Consider the following 22453-nt stretch of genomic DNA (forward strand, 5'->3'; position numbering starts at 1 on the left):
ACCCTCCTCAGGACGCCCAGTCCGGCTCCTCCTCGTCCCCCCACTCCGGCTCCACGTCATCGCTGAGTCTCGGCTCGGGCACCGCGGACCGCTCCCCGGGCGGCGTCCCGCCGGAAGCCTCCGTGCCGCCCACGAACTCCGCGACGACCCCGACCACACCCTCGCCGTACGTCGCCCGCTTCTTCTCGCCGACCCCGCTGATGCCCGCGAGGTCCCCCACTGACGTGGGCCGCAGCGTGGCGATCTCGCGCAGCGTGGCGTCGTGGAAGATCACATACGCCGGGACGCCCTGTTCCTTGGCCTGGGCGCCGCGCCAGGCACGCAGCGCCTCGAAGACCGGCACCGCCTCCGGGGGCAGCTCGGCGACCGCTGCCGCCGCCTTCGCCTTGCGCTCGCCCTTCGCCGCCCGCGCCGCCGGGGCCCGCTTCGGCTCCTTGCGCAGCCGCACCTCGCGCTCGCGGCCGAGGACGGAACCGCTCGTCTCGGTGAGCACCAGCGTGCCGTACTCCCCCTCGACCGCGAGCAGGCCCTGTGCGAGCAACTGCCGCACCACGCCCCGCCATTCGGCCTCCGCCAGCTCCTCGCCGATGCCGAAGACCGAGAGCTGGTCGTGGTCGAACTGGATGACCTTCGCGGTCTTCTTGCCGAGCAGGATGTCGATGATCTGGCCCGCGCCGAACTTCTGGCCGCGCTCGCGCTGGAGGCGCACCACCGTGGAGAGCACCTTCTGCGCCGCGACCGTGCCGTCCCAGGTCTCGGGCGGGGTGAGGCACGTGTCGCAGTTCCCGCAGGACTGTGCCGCCGCCTCCTGGCCGAAGTACGTAAGCAGCTGGGCCCGGCGGCACTGCGCGGTCTCGCAGAGCGCCAGCATCGAGTCCAGGTGGGAGGCGGCCCGGCGCCGGAACGCCTCGTCGCCCTCGCTGCCCTGGATCATCTTGCGCTGCTGCACGACGTCCTGGAGGCCATACGCCATCCAGGCCGTCGAGGGCAGGCCGTCGCGGCCCGCGCGGCCCGTCTCCTGGTAGTACCCCTCGACCGACTTGGGCAGGTCAAGGTGGGCGACGAAGCGCACGTCCGGCTTGTCGATGCCCATGCCGAAGGCGATCGTCGCGCAGACGACGAGGCCCTCCTCCCGCAGGAAGCGTGACTGGTGCGCCGCGCGCGTGCCGCCGTCGAGGCCCGCGTGGTACGGCACGGCCTCGATGCCGTTCCGGCACAGGAACTCGGCGGTCTTCTCCACCGAATTGCGCGAGAGGCAGTAGACGATGCCGGCGTCGCCCTCGTGCTCCTCCTTCAGGAAGGACAGGAGCTGCTTCTTCGGCTCGGCCTTGGGCACGATGCGGTACTGGATGTTGGGCCGGTCGAAGCTCGCCACGAAGTGCTTGGCGTCCGGCATGCCGAGCCGCTCGGTGATCTCCCGGTGCGTGGCGTGCGTGGCCGTCGCCGTCAGCGCGATGCGGGGCACGTCCGGCCAGCGCTGCCCGAGCACGGAGAGCGTCAGATAGTCCGGCCGGAAGTCATGTCCCCACTGCGCGACGCAGTGCGCCTCGTCGATGGCGAAGACGGAGATCTTGCCGCGCGAGAGGAGGTCGAGGGTGGCGTCGAGCCGCAGCCGCTCCGGAGCGAGATAGAGCACGTCAAGCTCCCCCGCGAGGAACTCGGCCTCCATCACGCGCCGCTCGTCGAAGTCCTGCGTGGAGTTGATGAACCCGGCGCGCACGCCGGCCGCCCGCAGCGCGTCCACCTGGTCCTGCATGAGCGCGATGAGCGGGGAGACCACCACGCCCGTGCCCGGTCTGACCAGGGCCGGGATCTGATAGCAGAGGGACTTTCCGCCACCGGTGGGCATGAGGACGACGGCGTCACCGCCGGCCACCACATGGTCGATGATCGCTTCCTGCTCGCCCCGGAAGGCGTCGTACCCGAAGACGCGGTGGAGCGTCCGCAGCGCGTCGCTCTCCGTCACCGAGCCGGTCGTCGTGCCGCCCGGCACCGGTGCCGACGCCGTCACCTCGCTCATGCCGCTGGTCCCATCCATCGCCCTGTCCCCCGCCGTACGTCCTGCCTCGGTCACCGCTCAGGTCGCTGCCCCGACCACTGCCTCCACGATAGGGCCCCGCACCGACAGCCCGAGAAGTTATCCACAGGCCACCGCCCGGCATCCCCAGATCGGGATGCCGGGCGGCGACATACGTTCGACTTCAAGGACGACGGCCTACCGGACGAAGACCCCCGCCTGCCCCGCCAGATCCAGGAAGTACTGCGGAGCCACACCCAGCACCAGCGTCACCGCGACGCCCACGCCGATCGCCGTCATGGTCAGCGGCGAGGGCACGGCGACCGTGGGGCCGTCCGCCTTCGGCTCGCTGAAGAACATGAGCACGATCACACGGATGTAGAAGAACGCGGCGATCGCCGAGGACAGCACGCCGACCACCACGAGCGCGCCCGCGCCGCCCTCCGCCGCCGCCTTGAAGACCGCGAACTTCCCCGTGAACCCGGAGGTCAGCGGAATGCCCGCGAAGGCCAGCAGGAAGACCGCGAAGACCGCCGCGACCAGCGGAGAGCGCCGCCCGAGCCCCGCCCACTTCGACAGGTGCGTGGCCTCGCCCCCCGCGTCGCGCACCAGCGTGACCACGGCGAAGGCGCCGATCGTCACGAAGGAGTAGGCCGCCAGATAGAAGAGGACCGAGGAGACGCCGTCCGGGGTGGTGGCGATGACACCGGCGAGGATGAAGCCCGCGTGCGCGATGGACGAGTACGCGAGGAGCCGCTTGATGTCGGTCTGGGTGATCGCGACGATCGCGCCGCCCAGCATCGTGATGATCGCGATGCCCCACATGACCGGCCGCCAGTCCCAGCGCAGGCCCGGCAGGACCACGTACAGCAGCCGCAGGAGCGCGCCGAACGCGGCCACCTTCGTCGCCGCCGCCATGAAACCGGTGACCGGGGTGGGAGCGCCCTGGTACACGTCGGGCGTCCACATGTGGAACGGCACCGCGCCCACCTTGAAGAGCAGCCCCATGACGACCATCGCGACGCCGATCAGGAGCAGCGCGTCGTTGCCCATGGTCTCGGCGAGCGCCGGGTCCACCGTGGAGACGTTGCCCTCGACGACGTCCGCGATCGTCGCGTACGACACCGAGCCCGCGTACCCGTACAGGAGCGCGATGCCGAAGAGCGTGAACGCGGAGGCGAACGAGCCGAGCAGGAAGTACTTGACGGCGGCTTCCTGCGACATGAGGCGCTTGCGGCGGGCGAGCGCGCACAGCAGGTACAGCGGCAGGGAGAAGACCTCCAGCGCGATGAAGAGCGTCAGGAGGTCGTTGGCCGCGGGGAAGACGAGCATGCCGCCGATGGCGAAGAGCGCCAGCGGGAATACCTCGGTGGTGGCGAACCCTGCCTTGGTGGCGGCCTGTTCGCCCTCGCTGCCCGGCACCGCCCCGGCCTGCGCGACGAAGGAGTCGACGCGGTTGCCGTGCGCCAGCGGGTCGAGCCGCCGCTCGGCGAAGGTGAAGACGGCGACGAGCCCGGCGAGCAGGATCGTGCCCTGGAGGAAGAGCGCGGGGCCGTCGACCGCGATCGCGCCCATCGCCGCGATCTGCGCCTTCGTCGTACCGAACCCGCGGGCCGCGAGCCCGACGACGGCGGCGAAGGCGGCGGCGAGGGCGACGACGGACAGGAACAACTGAACGTAGTAGCGGAACTTGCGCGGGACGAAGGCTTCGACGAGCACTCCGACGACGGCCGCACCGATGACGATCAACGTCGGTGACAGCTGGCCATACTCGATCTTGGGCGCGCCGATCTTGTCGATCGGATCGGCGGCCGTTGTCCACAGGCTGTGGACGGCTGATGCGCTCACTTGGCCGCCTCCACCTCGGGCTCGGGGTCCTTCTGCTGTACGTCGGACATGGTGTGCTCGACCGCCGGGTTCACCAGCTCCGTGAGCGGCTTGGGGTAGACCCCTAGGCCGATCAGGAGCGCGATCAGCGGGGCGACGACGACCAGTTCCCGCACCCGCAGGTCCGGCATGGCCGAGACCTCCGGCTTCACGGGGCCCGTCATCGTCCGCTGGTAGAGGACGAGGGTGTAGAGCGCGGCGAGCACGATGCCGAGGGTCGCGATGATCCCGGCCACCGGATAGCGCGCGAACGCGCCGACCAGGACCAGGAACTCACTCACGAAGGGTGCGAGCCCCGGCAGCGAGAGCGTGGCCAGTCCGCCGATCAGGAAGGTGCCCGCGAGGACCGGGGCTACTTTCTGCACCCCTCCGTAGTCGGCGATCAGACGCGAGCCGCGCCGCGAGATCAGGAAGCCGGCCACCAGCATCAGCGCGGCGGTCGACAGGCCGTGGTTGACCATGTAGAGCGTCGCGCCCGACTGGCCCTGCGAGGTCATCGCGAAGATGCCGAGGACGATGAACCCGAAGTGCGAGATCGACGCGTACGCCACAAGGCGCTTGATGTCGCGCTGGCCGACCGCGAGCAGCGCGCCGTAGATGATGCTGATCAGTGCGAGTACGAGGATGACCGGCGTCGCCCACTTGCTCGCCTCGGGGAAGAGCCCGAGGCAGAACCGCAGCATCGCGAAGGTGCCGACCTTGTCGACCACCGCCGTGATCAGCACGGCGACGGGTGCCGTGGACTCGCCCATCGCGTTCGGCAGCCAGGTGTGCAGCGGCCACAGCGGCGCCTTCACCGCGAAGGCGAAGAAGAAGCCGAGGAAGAGCCACCGCTCGGTGCTTGTCGCCATGTCGAGCGTGCCGTTGGCGCGGGCCTCGGCGATCTCCTGGAGTGAGAAGTTCCCCGCGACCACGTAGAGCCCGATGACCGCGGCCAGCATGATCAGGCCGCCGACGAGGTTGTAGAGCAGGAACTTCACGGCCGCGTAACTGCGCTGCGCCGAGGCGTTCTCGTCGCTGCCCGCGTGGGCGCGGTCCCCGAAGCCGCCGATGAGGAAGTACATCGGGATGAGCATGGCTTCGAAGAAGATGTAGAAGAGGAAGACGTCGGTGGCCTCGAAGGAGATGATCACCATCGCCTCGACGGCCAGGATCAGGGCGAAGAAGCCCTGCGTCGGCCGCCACCGCGACGATTTCGTCTCCAGGGGATCGGCGTCGTGCCACCCCGCGAGGATGATGAACGGGATCAGCAGCGCGGTGAGCCCGATGAGCGCGACACCGATGCCGTCGACCCCCAGCTCGTACCGCACCCCGAACTCCGCGATCCACGCGCGGGACTCGGTGAGTTGATAGCGGTCGCCGTCCGGGTCGAACCGCACGAGGACGGTCACGGCGAGCGCCAGCGTGGCGAGCGAGACGAGCAGCGCGAGCCACTTGGCGGCGGACCGCCGGGCGGCCGGGACGGCCGCCGTGGCGATCGCGCCGACCGCGGGCAGGGCCGCCGTCGCTGTCAGCAGTGGAAAGGACATCGGTATCAGACCGCCCTCATCAGCAGGGTCGCGGCGATGAGCACCGCAGCGCCGCCGAACATCGAGACCGCGTAGGAGCGGGCGTAGCCGTTCTGCAGTTTGCGCAGGCGCCCGGAGAGGCCGCCCATCGAGGCCGCCGTGCCGTTGACGACCCCGTCGACCAGGGTGTGGTCGACGTAGACCAGGGAGCGCGTGAGGTGCTCGCCGCCGCGCACCAGGACGACGTGGTTGAAGTCGTCCTGGAGGAGGTCGCGGCGGGCGGCCCGGGTGAGCAGTGAGCCGCGCGGGGCGGTGACCGGGACGGGCCGGCGCCCGTACTGGACGTAGGCCAGGGCGACGCCGATGAGCAGGACGCCCACGGTGGCGCCCGTGACCGTGGCGGCGCTGAGCGGGGAGTGACCGTGCTTGTGGCCGGTGACCGGCTCGAGCCAGTGCAGGAAGCGGTCACCGATGCCGAAGAAACCGCCCGCGAAGACCGACCCGAAGGCGAGCACGATCATCGGGATCGTCATGGACTTCGGAGACTCGTGCGGGTGCGGTGCGTGCCCTTCGGCATCCGGCTGCCAGCGCTTCTCCCCGAAGAAGGTCAGGAGCATCACGCGCGTCATGTAGAACGCGGTGATGGCCGCGCCGAGCAGCGCCACCGAGCCGAGGATCCAGCCCTCCGTGCCGCCCTTGGCGAACGCCGCTTCGATGATCTTGTCCTTGGAGAAGAAGCCGGACAGACCGGGGAAGCCGATGATCGCGAGGTAGCCGAGCCCGAAGGTGACGAACGTGACCGGCATGTACTTCCTGAGGCCGCCGTACTTCCTCATGTCGACCTCGTCGTTCATGCCGTGCATGACCGAACCGGCGCCGAGGAAGAGCCCGGCCTTGAAGAAGCCGTGCGTCACCAGGTGCATGATCGCGAAGACGTAGCCGATGGGGCCGAGGCCGGCGGCGAGGATCATGTAGCCGATCTGGGACATCGTCGAACCGGCGAGCGCCTTCTTGATGTCGTCCTTCGCGCAACCGACGATCGCACCGAACAGGAGCGTGACCGCTCCGACGATCGTGACGACGAGCTGCGCGTCGGGCGCTCCGTTGAAGATCGCGCCGGAGCGGACGATCAAGTAGACACCCGCGGTCACCATCGTGGCGGCGTGGATGAGGGCCGAGACCGGGGTCGGGCCCTCCATCGCGTCACCGAGCCAGGACTGCAGCGGCACCTGGGCGGACTTGCCGCAGGCGGCGAGCAGCAGCATCAGACCGATGGCGGTGAGCTTGCCCTCGCTGGTCTCGCCGGTGGCCTCCAGGACGGGCCCGAAGGCGAACGTCCCGAAGGTGGTGAACATCAGCATGATGGCGATCGAAAGGCCCATGTCGCCGACCCGGTTGACCAGGAAGGCCTTCTTCGCGGCGGTGGCCGCGCTGGGCTTGTGCTGCCAGAAGCCGATCAGGAGGTACGAGGCGAGACCGACGCCCTCCCAGCCGACGTACAGGAGGAGGTAGTTGTCGGCGAGGACGAGCAGGAGCATCGCCGCGAGGAAGAGGTTCAGATAGCCGAAGAAGCGGCGGCGGCGCTCGTCGTGCTCCATGTACCCGATGGAGTAGACGTGGATCAGGGTGCCGACGCCGGAGATCAGCAGGACGAACGTCATCGACAGCTGGTCGAGCTGGAAGGCGACGTCCGCCTGGAAGCCCTCGACGGGCAGCCAGCTGAACAGGTGCTGCGACAGGGTGCGCTCCTCGGCGCCCTTGCCCAGCATGTCCGCGAAGAGCACCACGGCGACGACGAAGGAGGCGGCCGCGAGCAGCGTGCCGAGCCAGTGGCCCGCGCGGTCCAACGCCCGGCCGCCGCACAGCAGTACGGCCGCTCCGAGCAGAGGCGCCGCGACGAGCAGCGCAATCAGGTTCTCCACTTTCAGCCCCTTACAGCTTCATCAGGCTGGCGTCGTCGACCGAGGCCGAGTGGCGGGAACGGAAGAGCGACACGATGATCGCGAGCCCGACCACGACCTCCGCGGCGGCGACGACCATCGTGAAGAACGCGATGATCTGGCCGTCGAGGTTGCCGTGCATCCGGGAGAAGGCCACGACCGCGAGGTTGCAGGCGTTGAGCATCAGCTCGATGCACATGAACACCACGATCGCGTTCCGCCTGATGAGCACGCCGGTGGCACCGATCGCGAACAACAGGGCGGCGAGATAGAGGTAGTTGACGGGGTTCACTTCGACGCCTCCTCGGTCCGCCCGATGTCGTTCCGCCCGATGTCGGTCGCGCGCAGGTCGGGCCGCTCCAGACGGTCGGCGGAGCGCTGTTCGAGCGCCCGCAGGTCGTCCAGGGCCTCGCTCGACACGTCACGGATCTGGCCGCGCTCGCGCAGTGTCTTGTTGACCGTCAGCTCCGAGGGCGTGCCGTCGGGGAGGAGACCCGCGATGTCCACGGCGTTGTGCCGGGCGTAGACACCCGGGGCGGGCAGCGGCGGCAGGTGCTTGCCCTCGCGCACGCGCTCCTCGGACCGCTCGCGCTGGGTCTTGGCGCGCTCCGTGCGCTCGCGGTGGGTGAGCACCATCGCGCCGACCGTGGCGGTGATGAGCAGCGCGCCGGTGATCTCGAAGGCGAAGACGTACTTGGTGAAGATGAGTTCGGCGAGGCCCTCGACGTTGCCGCCGGCGTTCGCCTTGCCGAGGCCGTTGAACTCCTTCACCGAGGCGTTCCCGATGCCCGCGAAGAGCAGCACCGCGAAACCGAGCCCGCAGAGCAGGGCCAGCCAGCGCTGGCCCTTGATCGTCTCCTTCAGGGAGTCGGCGGCGGTGACACCGACGAGCATGACCACGAAGAGGAAGAGCATCATGATCGCGCCCGTGTAGACGACGATCTGGACGACGCCCAGGAAATACGCGCCGTTGGCGAGGTAGAAGACCGCGAGGATGATCATGGTCCCGGCGAGGCAGAGCGCGCTGTGCACGGCCTTCTTCATGAGGATCGTGCACAGGGCGCCGATCACGGCGACCGTGCCGAGGATCCAGAACTGGAAGGCCTCGCCGGAGGAGGTGGTGTAGGCGGCGAGCTGCGTCATCGGCGGATCACCTTCTCCGACCCCGGCCCGCCGAGCACCTTCCCGGAGGCCGGTTCGCCGTCCCCGAAGTCCGAGGCCGCCTCCTGGGGCGTCTCGCCCTTGGAGAGAGCCACTTGGGGAACCGTCCCCGGCGCGGCCTCGGTCACCAGACCTCGGTAGTAGTCCTGCTCGTCCATGCCGGGGAAGATCGAGTGCGGGCTTTCGACCATGCCCTCCTCGAGCCCGGCGAGCAGCTGCTCCTTGGTGTAGATGAGGCTCTCGCGGCTGCTGTCGGCCAGCTCGAACTCGTTCGTCATCGTCAGCGCGCGCGTGGGGCACGCCTCGATGCACAGGCCGCACAGGATGCAGCGGGCGTAGTTGATCTGGTAGACGCGGCCGTACCGCTCGCCCGGGGAGTACCGCTCCTCCTCGGTGTTGTCCGCGCCCTCCACATAGATGGCGTCGGCGGGGCAGGCCCAGGCGCAGAGCTCGCAGCCGATGCACTTCTCCAGGCCGTCCGGATGGCGGTTCAGCTGGTGCCTGCCGTGGAAGCGGGGAGCGGTGGTCTTCTGCTGCTCCGGATACTGCTCGGTCAGCCGCTTCTTGAACATGGCCTTGAAGGTCACGCCGAAGCCCGCGACGGGGTTCTGGAACCCCTGCTTCGATTGGTTCGACTCGTGGGATGACTCGGGTGATGCCGGGGATGCCGGTGATCCCGGTGTCTGCTTCTTCTTCGACTCAGCCATCGGACGCCTCCTTTCCGTCACTTCGGGTTCCGTCACTTTGAGTATCCGGCCCACCACTGACAATCAGCTCCCGCTCCTGGCGCGAGCGGCGGCGCGGGACGGGCGGCAGGCTCTGGCCGGGCAGCGGCGGCACGGGGAATCCGCCCGCCATCGGGTCGAAGGCGACCGGTTTCTCCTCGGCGGCGGCCTCCTTCTCCCGCCTCTCGCGGAAGATGTCGACGACCACGGAGAGCAACAGCAGCGCGATGACCCCGCCGCCCACATAGAGCGCGATCGAGGAGAAGTCGTAGTTCTCGTTCCGCATCGCCCTGACCGTGGCGACGAGCATCAGCCAGACGACGGAGACCGGGATGAGGACCTTCCAGCCGAGCTTCATCAGCTGGTCGTAGCGCACGCGAGGCAGCGTGCCGCGCAGCCAGATGAAGAAGAACAGCAGCAGCTGGACCTTGATCACGAACCAGAGCATCGGCCACCAGCCGTGGTTCGCGCCCTCCCAGAAGGTGCTGACCGGATACGGGGCCCGCCAGCCGCCCAGGAAGAGCGTGACCGAGACCGCCGAGACGGTGACCATGTTGACGTACTCGGCGAGCATGAACAGCGCGAACTTGATGGAGGAGTACTCGGTGTTGAAGCCACCGACGAGGTCGCCCTCGGACTCCGGCATGTCGAACGGCGCGCGGTTGGTCTCACCGATCATCGTCACGATGTAGATGAGGAACGACACCGGCAGCAGCAGTACGTACCAGCGGTCGGCCTGCGCCTCCACGATCGCCGAGGTCGACATCGACCCGGAGTAGAGGAAGACGGAGGCGAACGCGGCGCCCATCGCGATCTCGTACGAGATCATCTGAGCGCAGGAGCGCAGGCCGCCGAGGAGCGGATAGGTGGACCCGGAGCTCCAGCCCGCGAGCACGATGCCGTAGATGCCGACGGAGGCGACCGCGAGGATGTAGAGCATCGCGATCGGCAGGTCGGTGAGTTGCATCGTGGTGCGCTGGCCGAAGATCGAGACCTCGTTGCCCGCGGGTCCGAAGGGGATCACCGCGATCGCCATGAAGGCCGGGATCGCCGCGACGATCGGCGCGAGGACGTAGACCACCTTGTCCGCGCGTTTGACGATGACGTCTTCCTTCAGCATCAGCTTGACGCCGTCGGCGAGGGACTGGAGCATCCCCCAGGGCCCGTGCCGGTTGGGGCCGATGCGCAGCTGCATCCACGCGACGACCTTGCGTTCCCACACGATGGAGAAGAGGACCGTCACCATCAGGAACGCGAAGCAGAAGACCGCCTTGAGGGCGATCAGCCACCAGGGGTCGCGGCCGAACATGGACAGGTCTTCCGCCGCAAGCGGCACCACGGTGTGCCTCACGACGTCACCTCCGGGGCCTCGGTGGGCTCCGGCAGGACCGCCGGGCCGATGCGGACGAGTTCGCCGGGGCGGGCGCCGGTGTCCGAAGTGACGCCTCCCCCGGTCGAGTTCAGCGGCAGCCAGACCACCCGGTCGGGCATCCGCGTGACCTGGAGCGGCAGCGCGGTCGACCCGGCGGGGCCGGTGACCGCGAGGAGGTCGCCGTCCTTCACGCCCGCCTCGGCGGCCGTGGCGGCCGACACGCGCGCGTGGGCCGCGTGCCGCGTACCGGCCAGCGCTTCGTCGCCGTCCTGGAGGCGGCCCTGGTCGAGCAGGAGCCGGTGCCCGGCGAGCACGGCCTCTCCGGAGGCGGGCCGCGGCGGCTGGGCCGCCGTCTCCAGGGGCTCGGTGGCATGCGGGCCGTCCCAGCCACCGAGCCGGTCGAGCTCGCGGCGGAGCGTCACCAGGTCGGGCAGGCCGAGGTGGATGTCACCGGCGTCGGCCAGCATGTGCAGTACGCGCGCGTCGGTCGGCGCCAGCCTGCGCGTCATCTGGTCCGGCTTGAGCGCGGCGTCGAACATCCGCGCGCGGCCCTCCCAGTTGAGGAACGTGCCGGGCTTCTCCGCGACGGCGGCCACCGGAAGGACGACGTGCGCCCGTTGTGTCACCTCGCTGGGCCGCAGCTCCAGCGAGACCAGGAAGCCGACCGCGTCCAGCGCCTCACGCGCGCGCCGCGGATCGGGCAGGTCGGCCACCTCGACGCCCGCGACGAGCAGCGCGCCCAGTTCACCGGTGGCGGCGGCCTCCAGGATCTGGCCGGTGTCGCGGCCGTAGCGGTGCGGGAGTTCGGCGACGCCCCAGGCGGCCGCGACCTCGTCCCGCGCGCGCGGGTCGGTGGCCGGACGCCCGCCGGGCAGCAGCGACGGCAGCGCGCCCACCTCGACGGCGGCACGCTCCCCGGCCCTGCGCGGGATCCACACCAGCTGGGCGCCGGTCGCGGAGGCGGCCCGCGCGGCCGCGGTGAGCCCGCCGGGAACCGCCGCGAGCCGTTCGCCGATGACGATGACGGCACCCGAAGCGCGCAGCGCCTCCGCGGCCTCGGCGCCGTCGTCCGCCAGGCCCACCCCGGCGGCGAGCGCGTCCAGCCACTCCGTCTCGGTGCCGGGAGCGGCCGGCAGCAGCGTGCCGCCCGCCTTCTCCAGGCCCCGGGTCATGTGCGTGGCGAGGGAGAAGGTGCGCTGGCCGTGCTTGCGCCAGGCCTTGCGCAGCCGCAGGAAGACGCCGGGCGCCTCCTCCTCCGCCTCCAGACCGGCGAGCAGGACCGCGGGGGCCTTCTCCAGAGCGGCGTAGGTGACGCCGGTCCCATCGAGGTCGAGGCCCCGTCCCGCGACCCGCGCCGCCAGGAAGTCGGCCTCCTCGCTGCTGTGCACGCGCGCGCGGAAATCGATGTCGTTCGTGTCGAGCGCCACGCGCGCGTACTTGCTGTACGCGTAGGCGTCCTCGACCGTGAGCCTGCCGCCGGTCAGCACCCCCGCACGGCCGCGTGCGGCGGCGAGGCCCCGGGCCGCTGCCGCCAGGGCCTCGGGCCAGCTGGCGGGCTCCAGTTCACCCGAGGCGTTGCGCACCAGGGGGTGGGTGAGCCGGTCGGGCCGCTGGGCGTAACGGAAGGCGAAGCGCCCCTTGTCGCACATCCACTCCTCGTTGACCTCGGGGTCCTCCGCCGCGAGCCGCCGCATGACCTTGCCGCGGCGGTGGTCGGTGCGGGTCGCGCAGCCGCCCGAGCAGTGCTCGCACACCGAAGGCGACGACACCAGGTCGAAGGGGCGCGAACGGAAGCGGTACGCCGCCGAGGTCAGCGCGCCCACCGGGCAGATCTGGATGGTGTTCCCGGAGAAGTACGACTCGAAGGGGTCGCCCTCCCCCGTGCCGACCTGCTGGAGCGCGCCGCGCTCGATCAGCTCGATCATCGGGTCGCCGGCGATCTGGTTGCTGAACCGGGTGCAGCGCGCGCACAGCACGCACCGCTCGCGGTCGAGCAGCACCTGGGTGGAGATCGGCACCGGCTTCTCGTACGTGCGCTTCTTGCCCTCGAAGCGGGAGTCCGCTTCGCCGACCTGCATCGCCTGGTTCTGCAGGGGGCACTCGCCGCCCTTGTCGCACACCGGGCAGTCCAGCGGGTGGTTGATGAGCAGCAGCTCCATCACGCCGCGCTGCGACTTCTCGGCGACCGGCGAGGTCAGCTGCGACTTGACGACCATGCCGTCGGTGCAGGTGATGGTGCAGGACGCCATCGGCTTGCGCTGGCCCTCCACCTCCACGATGCACTGGCGGCAGGCGCCCGCCGGGTCGAGCAGCGGGTGGTCGCAGAAGCGGGGGATCTCGATGCCGAGGAGTTCGGCGGCGCGGATCACCAGCGTCCCCTTGGGGACGCTGATCTCGATGCCGTCGATCGTCAGCGAAACGAGGTCCTCCGGCGGAACGGCCGCCTCCCCGCCCCCGGAGGGAGCGCTGTTCGTGGTCACTGTCATGCGTTCACCTCCGCGTTGTCGGCGGGCCGGTCGGCCCAGAGAGTCGACTTGGCCGGATCGAAGGGGCAGCCCCTGCCGGTGATGTGCTGCTCGTACTCCGCGCGGAAGTACTTCAGCGAGGAGAAGATCGGCGAGGCCGCGCCGTCGCCGAGGGCGCAGAAGGACTTGCCGTTGATGTTGTCGGCGATGTCGTTCAGCTTGTCGAGGTCGCCCATGGAGCCCTTGCCGGCCTCGATGTCCCGCAACAACTGCACCAGCCAGTACGTCCCTTCGCGGCAGGGTGTGCACTTGCCGCAGGACTCGTGGGCGTAGAACTCGGTCCACCGGGTGACGGCCCGCACGACGCACGTCGTCTCGTCGAAGCACTGGAGCGCCTTGGTGCCGAGCATCGAACCGGCGGCGCCCACGCCCTCGTAGTCGAGGGGGACGTCGAGGTGCTCGTCGGTGAACATCGGCGTCGAGGAGCCGCCGGGCGTCCAGAACTTGAGCCGGTGCCCGGCGCGCATGCCGCCGCTCATGTCGAGCAGCTGGCGCAGCGTGATGCCGAGCGGCGCCTCGTACTGGCCGGGGTTGGTGACGTGGCCGCTCAGCGAGTAGAGCGTGAAGCCCGGGGACTTCTCGCTTCCCATCGACTTGAACCAGTCTTTTCCGCGGTTGAGGATCGCGGGAACCGACGCGATGGACTCGACGTTGTTCACGACAGTGGGGCATGCGTAAAGGCCCGCGACGGCAGGGAAGGGGGGTCGCAGTCGCGGTTGGCCTCGACGGCCTTCGAGCGAGTCGAGCAGCGCGGTCTCCTCACCGCAGATGTACGCGCCCGCGCCCGCGTGCACGGTGAGTTCCAGATCGAGTCCGCTGCCCAGGACGTTCTTGCCGAGGTAGCCCGCCGCATAGGCCTCGCGGACGGCCTCGTGCAGCCTGCGCAGCACGGGGACGACCTCGCCCCGCAGATAGATGAAGGCATGCGACGACCGGATCGCGTAGCACGCGATCACGATCCCCTCGATGAGGGAATGCGGGTTCGCGAAGAGGAGCGGGATGTCCTTGCAGGTCCCCGGCTCCGACTCGTCGGCGTTGACAACTAGATAGTGCGGTTTGCCGTCTCCCTGCGGGATGAACTGCCACTTCATCCCGGTGGGGAATCCGGCGCCGCCCCGGCCCCGCAGACCCGCGTCCTTCACATACGCGATGAGGTCGTCCGGGGCCATGGCGAGCGCCTTGCGCAGACCCTCGTACCCCTCGTGCCGCCGGTAGGTCTCCAGCGTCCAGGGCTTCTCCTCGTCCCAGAAGGCGGAGAGGACCGGCGAGAGCAGTTTCTCGGGGCTGGTCTCGTTGTCGATCTCGGCTGCCAAGGTCATCACTCCCCCTCCTCGGCGGTCGGTCCGGCCGGGTGGGCCGGGTCGGATGCCGAGGTCTGCTGCGGTGCGTCGTGCGAGCTGAGGTGCTCGGCGGGCGCGTCGGTCTGGGGACCTCCCGCGCGCGGGTGGACCACGCGCCGTTGCGGCGCCTCGCCCTTGGCCAGGCGCAGTCCGATCAGTGAGGCGGGGCCCGCGCCGCCGCTCGCCTCGACGGCACCGGGGCGCTCGTCGGGGAAGCCCGCCAGGATCCGGGCGGTCTCCTTGTACGTGCACAGGGGCGCCCCGCGCGTGGGCCGTACGGCCTTCCCGTCGCGCAGGTCGTCGACGAGCCGCTTGGCGGACTCGGGAGTCTGGTTGTCGAAGAACTCCCAGTTGACCATCACCACGGGGGCGAAGTCGCAGGCCGCGTTGCACTCGATGTGCTCAAGGGTGATCTTGCCGTCCTCGGTCGTCTCGTCGTTGCCGACGCCGAGGTGTTCCTTGAGTTCGTCGAAGATCGCGTCGCCGCCCATGACCGCGCAGAGCGTGTTGGTGCAGACGCCGACCTGGTAGTCACCGGAGGGCTTGCGCCGGTACATGGTGTAGAAGGTCGCGACGGCCGTGACCTCGGCGGTGGTCAGGCCAAGCGTCTCGGCGCAGAAGCGCATGCCCGTGCGCGTGACGTGGCCCTCCTCCGCCTGCACCAGGTGCAGCAGGGGCAGGAGCGCGGACCGCGATCCCGGGTAGCGGGCGATGATGTCCTTGGCGTCCGCGTCCAACCGGGCCCGGACGTCGGCCGGGTAGTCGGGGGCGGGGAGTTGGGGCATGCCCAGGCTGACGCCCGTGTCCTGCTCTTCAGGAGTGGTGGTCACCGGTCGACGCCTCCCATCACGGGGTCGATGGACGCGACGGCGACGATGACGTCGGCGACCTGGCCGCCCTCGCACATCGCCGCCATGGCCTGCAGATTGGTGAAGGACGGGTCGCGGAAGTGGACCCGGTAGGGGCGGGTGCCGCCGTCGGAGACGGTGTGTACGCCCAGTTCGCCCTTGGGCGACTCGACGGCGGTGTAGGTCTGTCCCGCGGGGACCCGGAAGCCCTCGGTCACCAGCTTGAAGTGGTGGATCAGGGACTCCATGGAGGTGCCCATGATCTTCTTGATGTGGTCGAGCGAGTTGCCGAGACCGTCCGGGCCGAGAGCCAGTTGGGCGGGCCAGGCGATCTTCTTGTCGGCGACCATCACCGGTCCCGGGGCGAGCCGGTCAAGGCACTGCTCGACGATGCGCAGCGACTGCCGCATCTCCTCGATGCGGATGAGGAAGCGGCCGTAGGCGTCGCAGGTGTCCGCGGTGGGGATCTCGAAGTCGTAGTTCTCGTAGCCGCAGTAGGGCTGGGACTTGCGCAGGTCGTGCGGCAGGCCCGCCGAGCGCAGGACGGGGCCGGTGGCGCCGAGCGCCATGCAGCCGGCGAGGTCGAGGTAGCCGACGTCCTGCATGCGGGCCTTGAAGATGGGGTTCCCGGTGGCGAGCTTGTCGTACTCGGGAAGGTTCTTGGTCATCTTCTTCACGAACTCGCGGATCTGGTCCACCGCGCCGGGCGGCAGGTCCTGGGCGAGTCCGCCGGGCCGGATGTACGCGTGGTTCATGCGCAGGCCGGTGATCAACTCGTAGATGTCGAGAATGAGTTCACGATCACGGAAGCCGTAGATCATGATCGTCGTCGCGCCCAGTTCCATGCCGCCGGTGGCGATGGCCACCAGGTGCGAGGAGAGGCGGTTCAGCTCCATGAGGAGCACGCGGACGACCGAGGCGCGGTCCGGGATCTGCTCCTCGATGCCGAGCAGCTTCTCGACCCCGAGGCAGTACGCCGTCTCGTTGAAGAACGGCGTCAGGTAGTCCATGCGCGTGACGAACGTCGTGCCCTGCGTCCACGTGCGGTATTCGAGGTTCTTCTCGATGCCGGTGTGCAGATAGCCGATGCCGCAGCGGGCCTCGGAGACGGTCTCGCCCTCGATCTCCAGGATGAGGCGGAGCACGCCGTGCGTGGAGGGGTGCTGGGGCCCCATGTTGACGATGATGCGCTCGTCGTCGGCCTTCGCGGCGGCCTGGACGACCTCGTCCCAGTCGCCGCCGGTGACCGTATATACGGTCCCCTCGGTCGTCTCCCGGGCGGAAGCCGCGGAAGCGGTCTGGGGAGTTCCCTGTGAAGTGGACATCAGCTGTACGACCTCCGCTGGTCCGGAGCCGGGATCTGGGCGCCCTTGTACTCGACGGGGATGCCGCCGAGGGGGTAGTCCTTGCGCTGCGGGAAGCCCTGCCAGTCGTCCGGCATCATGATCCGCGTCAGGGCCGGGTGGCCGTCGAAGACCAGCCCGAAGAAGTCGTACGTCTCGCGCTCGTGCCAGTCGTTCGTCGGATAGACGGAGACGAGGGAGGGGACGTGCGGATCGGCGTCGGGGGCGCTGACCTCCAGCCGGATCAGCCGGTTGTGGGTGATCGAGCGCAGGTGGTAGACGGCGTGCAGCTCGCGGCCCTTGTCCTCCAGGAAGTGCACTGCCGAGACGCCCGTGCACAGCTCGAAGCGCAGGGCCGGGTCGTCGCGCAGGGTCTGGGCGACGCGCAGAAGGTGCTCGCGCGCGATGTGGAAGGTCAGCTCGCCGCGGTCGACGACCGTCTTCTCGATCGCGTTCTCCGGGAGCAGGCCCTGCTCCTCGAGGGCGCCCTCCAGCTCGTCGGCGACCTCGTCGAACCAGCCGCCGTAGGGGCGCGTGGCGGCGCCGGGCAGCGTGATGGTCCGGACGAGCCCGCCGTAGCCGGAGGTGTCCCCGCCGTCCTCGGCGCCGAACATGCCCTTGCGTACGCGGATGACCTCGGCGGCCGCGCCGCGCGGGGCGGGCACGCCGTTGCCGTTCAGCTGCTCCCCGGCACCGTTCGGCTGCCCCCCGGGCGAGTCAGGCGTACCGGGCGTGTCGTGCTTGTCGTGCGCGTCGCTCACCGCAGCAGCCCCTTCATCTCGATGGTGGGGAGCGCCTTGAGGGCCGCCTCCTCCGCCTCGCGGGCCGCTTCTTGCGCGTTCACGCCGAGCTTGGAGCCCTGGATCTTCTGGTGGAGCTTGAGAATCGCGTCCATCAGCATCTCGGGGCGCGGCGGACAGCCGGGCAAATAGATGTCAACAGGGACAATGTGGTCCACACCTTGCACAATCGCGTAATTGTTGAACATCCCGCCAGATGAGGCACAAACCCCCATCGAGATCACCCACTTGGGGTTGGGCATCTGGTCATAGACCTGCCGCAGGACCGGCGCCATCTTCTGGCTCACCCGGCCGGCCACGATCATCAGATCGGCCTGGCGCGGCGAGCCGCGGAAGACCTCCATGCCGAAGCGCGCCAGGTCGTACCGGCCCGCGCCCGTCGTCATCATCTCGATGGCGCAGCACGCGAGGCCGAACGTGGCGGGGAAGACGGATGACTTGCGCACCCAGCCCGCGGCTTGTTCGACGGTGGTCAGCAGAAAACCGCTCGGCAGTTTCTCTTCGAGTCCCATGCTCTTTGGCCCCTCAGACCTTTAGTCCCATTCCAGGCCGCCGCGCCGCCATACGTACGCGTACGCGACGAAGACGGTGAGCACGAAGAGCAGCATCTCCACGAGCCCGAAAATCCCCAGCGCGTCGAAGGTGACGGCCCAGGGGTAGAGGAAGACGATCTCGATGTCGAAGACGATGAAGAGCATCGCCGTCAGGTAGTACTTGATGGGGAATCGCCCACCACCGGCCGGCGTCGGCGTCGGCTCGATACCGCACTCATAGGCCTCTAGCTTCGCGCGGTTGTACCGCTTTGGACCGATAAGCGTGGCCATGACCACGGAGAAGATCGCAAAGCCTGCCCCGAGGGCTCCCAGCACGAGGATGGGCGCATAGGCGTTCACGCTCCTCGCTCCTCTCAGTCGGCACTGACTGTTGGCGGTTACGTCGGACCCGGCCCTGACCCCCACTGAAGATCGCTCACATGTGAAGCAGGTCACAAGCCCAACTGCCCCGCATCTTATGCCCGGCGGTCTGTGATCTGCGACACGGGGTGCGACAACGGCTTTGTGATCTCCACCACCTGACGAAGGATCATGAAGTCGGATGAGCGGTGATCTTCGTACGCGAAGCGCCTGAGTGATCACTAGAGGTGACATCTCGTCGGGTTGTGCCTGGTCGAAGGCGTGTCGCCCTATCAAGAGATGGAGCGGCCAAGCAAATTGGCGCTGGACGCGTTCCCTTGATAAAGGCGCCGCGTTCACACTTTGGCGGCAGCGGCGGGGACCGATGTGGACGCGTGCGCCGATTCACGAGGGGCCATCCATGCCCGCGCCCGCGTCCGCGCGAACGATTGGGAATCCACCCATAGGGCAGCCGAAAAGTACGGGAGATCTCAGGGAGGTCTCGGCGAGATCTCAGGGAGATCCCCGAGGGGAGTCGCCTGTGACGTGCGCCACAGTGCCCCCCACGCCAAATCAACCGGGCTTGGCCAACGGCCTCAACCGGTGGTAGTCCGTGGGCAATTCGGGCGTATCTCAGAAAACCCATGATCACAGGCGTGATCACCAGTGTCCGCATTGCCCGTTACGGCGTCAATAAGGAGCGACACGCCCGAGATTCAGGCCCGCGAACGGCAACTGTGGCGCACCACACGTTTCTTGAAGGGAACCGTGAGTCCCTGATAGCGGTTGTTCTCATGTCCCACACCGCTCACATACCCAGCCACCGGAAGCCCCGTCGCAGCGCCTCCAAGATCGCCCTGCGCGCCGGAGTTGCCGGTGGCGTCCTCAGCACCCTGGCAGTGGCCGCGGCGGCCGGTACGGCGAACGCGGCCGAGCCGGTGTCCGAGACCATCGAAATGCCCACCCTGACCACGGATCTGTCCGCGCAGATCGCGCAGTCGGCCGACCTGACGCAGCAGGCCGCCGCCACCTACGAGTCGCGCGCCGAGCAGGACGCCGCCGCCGCCAAGGCCGCCAAGCAGGCCCAGGAAGACCAGGCGCAGGCCGAGAAGAAGGCCGAGGCCAAGCGCAAGGCCGAAGCCGCCGCGGAGAAGAAGGCCGAGGAGGAGCGCGCCTCCCGTGCCACCGAGCGCACCACGCTCTCCACCCAGTCGACGTCCGGCGCCGGTTCCGGTGCCGCCGCCTCCGCTTCTGACTCCGTCGCCCCGGCGAGCGGCAGCGTCGGCACGGTCATCAGCTTCCTCAAGGCGCAGCTCGGCGACGCCTACGTGATGGGTGCCTCCGGCCCCAACGCCTGGGACTGCTCCAGCCTGGTGCAGGCCGCGTTCAAGCAGGCGGGCGTGGACCTTCCGCGCGTCTCGCAGGACCAGTCGGTCGCCGGTACGCCGGTCTCGCTCTCCAACATCCAGGTGGGCGACATCCTTTACTGGGGTGGCGCCGGTTCCGCTTACCACGTCGGTGTGTACATCGGTAACGGCCAGTACCTCGACGCCGCCAACCCCAGCAAGGGCGTTGTCATCCAGGACCTGTCGGGCTACCCGGCCTCGGGTGCCGTGCGCGTCCTCTGACGGCCCCTTAGAGCGACGTACCAAGGGCCGGAACCCCCGGGTGGGGTTCCGGCCCTTGGCGTGCCCTGAGACGGCCGTACAGCCGTTCGTCGGACTGGTCGGGTCAGCTGCTCTTCGGCGAGAGCTCCGCCATCCGCGACCAGTCGTCGCCCTCGATCTCCGTGTTGATGATCTGCGGGACCTCCGCGATCGCCTCGGACATTGTCTCCATGCCCGCCTTGAAGTGGTCGGACTGCACATGCGCGGCGCCGGCCTCGGGCGAGGCGAAGGCCTCCAGGAGGACGAACTGGTGGGGGTCGTCGACGCTGCGCGACCACTCGTAGAAGAGGTTGCCGGGCTCGGCGCGCGTGGCCCGGGTGAACTCGGCGGTCCGCTCCAGCCAGGTGTCGGCGTGCTCGGGGCGGACGGTGAACTTGACGGCGATGAAAATCATGACATCAGCGTGCCTTGCGTCCAGTGGGTGGGCAAATCGGGCGATGCCGCCCCTGACCCGCAGCCGGGGCTCACGCCTTCGGCGCCACCTTGCTCAGGCCGTTGATGACACGGTCCATGGCGTCGCCGCCCGTCGGGTCCGTGAGGTTCGCCAGCATCTTCAGCGTGAACTTCATCAGGAGGGGGTGGGTCAGACCGCGCTGCGTGGCGATCTTCATGACCTTCGGGTTGCCGATGAGCTTCACGAAGGCGCGGCCCAGGGTGTAGTAGCCGCCGTAGGTGTCCTTGAGGGTCTTCGGGTAGTTCTGGAGGGCCAGTTCGCGCTGGGCCGGGGTGGCACGCGCGTGTGCCTGCACGATGACGTCGGCCGCGATCTGGCCGGACTCCATGGCGTACGCGATGCCCTCGCCGTTGAAGGGGTTCACCAGGCCGCCCGCGTCACCGACGAGCAGCAGGCCCTTCGTGTAGTGCGGCTGGCGGTTGAAGGCCATCGGCAGGGCCGCGCCGCGGATCGGCATCGTCATGTTCTCCGGGGTGTACCCCCAGTCCTCCGGCATCGAGGCGCACCAGGCCTTGAGGACCTCGCGCCAGTCCAGCTCGCGGAAGGCCTTGGAGGAGTTGAGGATGCCGAGGCCCACGTTCGAGGTGCCGTCGCCCATGCCGAAGATCCAGCCGTAGCCCGGCAGGAGCCGGTCCTGGGGCCCGCGCCGGTCCCACAGCTCCAGCCAGGACTCCAGGTAGTCGTCGTCGTGGCGGGGCGAGGTGAAGTACGTCCGCACGGCGACGCCCATCGGGCGGTCCTCGCGCCGGTGCAGGCCCATGGCGAGCGAGATCCGCGAGGAGTTGCCGTCGGCCGCGACGACCAGCGGGGCGTGGAAGCGGACGGGCGTCTTCTCCTCGCCGAGCTTGGCGTGCACGCCGGTGATGCGGCCGGTGCGGTCGTCGATGACCGGCTCGCCCACGTTGCACCGCTCGTAGAGCCGCGCGCCCGCCTTCTGGGCCTGCCGGGCGAGCTGCTCGTCGAAGTCGTCACGCTTCCGTACGAGGCCGTAGTCGGGGTACGTGGCCAGCTCGGGCCAGTCCAGCTGGAGCCGGACACCGCCGCCGATGATGCGCAGGCCCTTGTTCCGCAGCCAGCCCGCCTCTTCGGAGATGTCGATGCCCATGGCGACGAGCTGCTTGGTGGCGCGCGGGGTGAGGCCGTCACCGCAGACCTTCTCGCGCGGGAACGCGGTCTTCTCCAGGAGGAGGACGTCGAGCCCGGCCTTGGCCAGGTAGTACGCCGTGGTCGAACCGGCGGGCCCGGCTCCGACGACGATGACGTCCGCTGTGTGTTCGGAGAGGGGCTCGGTCACGGCGGGTTCTCCCCAAGGCTCGAAATCTGTGTGCCGACCGGCACGGTCTATGGGCAGTCTATGAGGCGGTACCGACCAGCCAGCCGAAGGGCCACACGTGACCGAGCAGATCGAGACCCCGCCCGCCGTACAGCTTCCCGCCGTACGGCTGCGCGTTCCCACCCACGAGGACGCCTTCGTGTGGCACCGGCTCTTCGACGATCCCGAGGTCATGGAGTTCCACGGGGGCGCGCCCGCGGAGCTCTCCATGTACGAGGAGCTGACCGCGCGCCAGCGCAGACACGACGCCGAACTGGGCTTCTGCTTCTGGACGGTGCTCGACGAGGCCGGTGAGCCGATCGGCTTCACGGGCGCCCAGCCGTGGTCCCGCCCCTGGGGCCCGGCCGGCGAGATCGAGATCGGCTGGCGCCTTGCCCGCTCGGCCTGGGGCAAGGGATACGCGACCGCCGCCGCCCGCGCCACCGTCGAACGGCTGCGGGCGGCGGGGGTGCCGAGCGTGGTGGCGATGGTCGCCGCCGGGAACGAACGCTCCGTCGCGGTGACGCGGCGGCTCGGGATGGAACTGGGCGAGACGTTCACGACGCCGTCGGCGCCGGGGGACGACGGCGGGGACGACAACGGGGGGCGGCGCGTGGCGTACTGCTTCCGGCTGGTGCTGTAGCGGGCCGGGGGCCTGGCG

At 69.3% G+C, this 22453-nt stretch carries 19 protein-coding genes; 2 read left to right on the plus strand and 17 right to left on the minus strand.

Annotation, left to right across the window (positions count from 1 at the left end):
• Window positions 1-7: 7 nt before the first annotated feature.
• The 15 genes from recQ to GKQ77_RS07800 all read right to left on the minus strand — a co-directional run bounded on the left by recQ (window position 8) and on the right by GKQ77_RS07800 (window position 18359).
• On the minus strand, window positions 8-2038 hold the full coding sequence (gene recQ / locus GKQ77_RS07730) for a DNA helicase RecQ (RefSeq protein WP_219687969.1): 2031 nt from the start codon (window positions 2036-2038) through the stop codon (window positions 8-10).
• A 177-nt stretch (window positions 2039-2215) separates the two neighbouring features.
• Entirely contained in the window at window positions 2216-3865 is a 1650-nt protein-coding gene (gene nuoN, locus GKQ77_RS07735; RefSeq protein ID WP_219687970.1) for an NADH-quinone oxidoreductase subunit NuoN, read from the minus strand.
• A complete protein-coding gene (locus tag GKQ77_RS07740) occupies window positions 3862-5433 on the minus strand; it encodes an NADH-quinone oxidoreductase subunit M (RefSeq protein ID WP_219687971.1) in 1572 nt (523 codons plus the stop codon). The genes nuoN and GKQ77_RS07740 overlap by 4 nt, the downstream gene beginning before the upstream one ends.
• 5 nt (window positions 5434-5438) lie before the next feature.
• Window positions 5439-7334 carry an NADH-quinone oxidoreductase subunit L gene (gene nuoL, locus GKQ77_RS07745; protein WP_219687972.1) on the minus strand — a complete coding sequence of 632 codons (1896 nt, stop codon included), beginning with the start codon at window positions 7332-7334 and terminating at the stop codon, window positions 5439-5441.
• Window positions 7335-7344: 10 nt separating this feature from the next.
• Window positions 7345-7644 carry an NADH-quinone oxidoreductase subunit NuoK gene (gene nuoK, locus GKQ77_RS07750; protein WP_219687973.1) on the minus strand — a complete coding sequence of 100 codons (300 nt, stop codon included), beginning with the start codon at window positions 7642-7644 and terminating at the stop codon, window positions 7345-7347.
• The gene (locus tag GKQ77_RS07755; RefSeq protein ID WP_219687974.1) at window positions 7641-8495 is read right to left on the minus strand and encodes an NADH-quinone oxidoreductase subunit J; all 855 of its coding nucleotides are present in this window, start codon (window positions 8493-8495) and stop codon (window positions 7641-7643) included. Before GKQ77_RS07755 ends, nuoK begins: the two co-directional genes overlap by 4 nt.
• Window positions 8492-9220, minus strand: coding sequence for an NADH-quinone oxidoreductase subunit NuoI (gene nuoI, locus GKQ77_RS07760; protein WP_219687975.1), 729 nt, complete (start codon window positions 9218-9220; stop codon window positions 8492-8494). The genes GKQ77_RS07755 and nuoI overlap by 4 nt, the downstream gene beginning before the upstream one ends.
• The gene (nuoH, locus tag GKQ77_RS07765) at window positions 9213-10547 is read right to left on the minus strand and encodes an NADH-quinone oxidoreductase subunit NuoH (RefSeq protein ID WP_258020995.1); all 1335 of its coding nucleotides are present in this window, start codon (window positions 10545-10547) and stop codon (window positions 9213-9215) included. The genes nuoI and nuoH overlap by 8 nt, the downstream gene beginning before the upstream one ends.
• A gap of 38 nt (window positions 10548-10585) precedes the next feature.
• Complete coding sequence (locus GKQ77_RS07770; RefSeq protein ID WP_219687976.1) at window positions 10586-13096, minus strand: NADH-quinone oxidoreductase subunit G; 2511 nt, start codon at window positions 13094-13096, stop codon at window positions 10586-10588.
• The gene (gene nuoF, locus GKQ77_RS07775) at window positions 13093-14457 is read right to left on the minus strand and encodes an NADH-quinone oxidoreductase subunit NuoF (RefSeq protein WP_219687977.1); all 1365 of its coding nucleotides are present in this window, start codon (window positions 14455-14457) and stop codon (window positions 13093-13095) included. Before nuoF ends, GKQ77_RS07770 begins: the two co-directional genes overlap by 4 nt.
• Window positions 14454-15260 carry an NADH-quinone oxidoreductase subunit NuoE gene (gene nuoE, locus GKQ77_RS07780; RefSeq protein WP_258020997.1) on the minus strand — a complete coding sequence of 269 codons (807 nt, stop codon included), beginning with the start codon at window positions 15258-15260 and terminating at the stop codon, window positions 14454-14456. Before nuoE ends, nuoF begins: the two co-directional genes overlap by 4 nt.
• A gap of 41 nt (window positions 15261-15301) precedes the next feature.
• Window positions 15302-16648, minus strand: a complete 1347-nt coding sequence (locus GKQ77_RS07785; RefSeq protein ID WP_219687979.1) for an NADH-quinone oxidoreductase subunit D — start codon at window positions 16646-16648, stop codon at window positions 15302-15304.
• A complete protein-coding gene (locus GKQ77_RS07790; RefSeq protein WP_258020998.1) occupies window positions 16648-17346 on the minus strand; it encodes an NADH-quinone oxidoreductase subunit C in 699 nt (232 codons plus the stop codon). Before GKQ77_RS07790 ends, GKQ77_RS07785 begins: the two co-directional genes overlap by 1 nt.
• Window positions 17347-17423: 77 nt before the next feature.
• Entirely contained in the window at window positions 17424-17978 is a 555-nt protein-coding gene (locus GKQ77_RS07795) for a NuoB/complex I 20 kDa subunit family protein (protein ID WP_125514404.1), read from the minus strand.
• A 21-nt stretch (window positions 17979-17999) separates the two neighbouring features.
• Window positions 18000-18359 carry an NADH-quinone oxidoreductase subunit A gene (locus tag GKQ77_RS07800; protein ID WP_003992243.1) on the minus strand — a complete coding sequence of 120 codons (360 nt, stop codon included), beginning with the start codon at window positions 18357-18359 and terminating at the stop codon, window positions 18000-18002.
• Between the two features lie 794 nt (window positions 18360-19153).
• Here GKQ77_RS07800 and GKQ77_RS07805 point away from each other — a divergent pair.
• The gene (locus tag GKQ77_RS07805; RefSeq protein ID WP_258020992.1) at window positions 19154-19987 is read left to right on the plus strand and encodes a C40 family peptidase; all 834 of its coding nucleotides are present in this window, start codon (window positions 19154-19156) and stop codon (window positions 19985-19987) included.
• Between the two features lie 103 nt (window positions 19988-20090).
• On the opposite strand, the gene GKQ77_RS07810 is transcribed toward GKQ77_RS07805, so the two are convergent.
• Together GKQ77_RS07810 and GKQ77_RS07815 are read right to left on the minus strand one after the other, a co-directional pair.
• Window positions 20091-20420 carry a putative quinol monooxygenase gene (locus tag GKQ77_RS07810; protein ID WP_219687982.1) on the minus strand — a complete coding sequence of 110 codons (330 nt, stop codon included), beginning with the start codon at window positions 20418-20420 and terminating at the stop codon, window positions 20091-20093.
• Between the two features lie 70 nt (window positions 20421-20490).
• Complete coding sequence (locus tag GKQ77_RS07815; protein WP_219687983.1) at window positions 20491-21774, minus strand: geranylgeranyl reductase family protein; 1284 nt, start codon at window positions 21772-21774, stop codon at window positions 20491-20493.
• A 97-nt stretch (window positions 21775-21871) separates the two neighbouring features.
• Here GKQ77_RS07815 and GKQ77_RS07820 point away from each other — a divergent pair, with 97 nt between their 5' ends.
• Window positions 21872-22435, plus strand: a complete 564-nt coding sequence (locus GKQ77_RS07820; protein ID WP_308117581.1) for a GNAT family N-acetyltransferase — start codon at window positions 21872-21874, stop codon at window positions 22433-22435.
• Window positions 22436-22453 lie beyond the last annotated feature (18 nt).

It is taken from the genome of Streptomyces anatolicus (genome assembly GCF_019400875.1).
Classification (GTDB): domain Bacteria; phylum Actinomycetota; class Actinomycetes; order Streptomycetales; family Streptomycetaceae; genus Streptomyces; species Streptomyces anatolicus.

Coding starts and splice junctions, on each gene's coding strand:
- recQ (WP_219687969.1), bottom strand. CDS start 2,038: ATGGATGGGACCAGCGGCATGAGCGAGGTGACGGCGTCGGCACCGGTG.
- GKQ77_RS07740 (WP_219687971.1), bottom strand. CDS start 5,433: ATGTCCTTTCCACTGCTGACAGCGACGGCGGCCCTGCCCGCGGTCGGC.
- GKQ77_RS07755 (WP_219687974.1), bottom strand. CDS start 8,495: ATGACGCAGCTCGCCGCCTACACCACCTCCTCCGGCGAGGCCTTCCAG.
- nuoI (WP_219687975.1), bottom strand. CDS start 9,220: ATGGCTGAGTCGAAGAAGAAGCAGACACCGGGATCACCGGCATCCCCG.
- nuoH (WP_258020995.1), bottom strand. CDS start 10,547: ATGTTCGGCCGCGACCCCTGGTGGCTGATCGCCCTCAAGGCGGTCTTC.
- GKQ77_RS07770 (WP_219687976.1), bottom strand. CDS start 13,096: ATGACAGTGACCACGAACAGCGCTCCCTCCGGGGGCGGGGAGGCGGCC.
- nuoE (WP_258020997.1), bottom strand. CDS start 15,260: ATGCCCCAACTCCCCGCCCCCGACTACCCGGCCGACGTCCGGGCCCGG.
- GKQ77_RS07785 (WP_219687979.1), bottom strand. CDS start 16,648: ATGTCCACTTCACAGGGAACTCCCCAGACCGCTTCCGCGGCTTCCGCC.
- GKQ77_RS07795 (WP_125514404.1), bottom strand. CDS start 17,978: ATGGGACTCGAAGAGAAACTGCCGAGCGGTTTTCTGCTGACCACCGTC.
- GKQ77_RS07805 (WP_258020992.1), top strand. CDS start 19,154: ATGTCCCACACCGCTCACATACCCAGCCACCGGAAGCCCCGTCGCAGC.
- GKQ77_RS07810 (WP_219687982.1), bottom strand. CDS start 20,420: ATGATTTTCATCGCCGTCAAGTTCACCGTCCGCCCCGAGCACGCCGAC.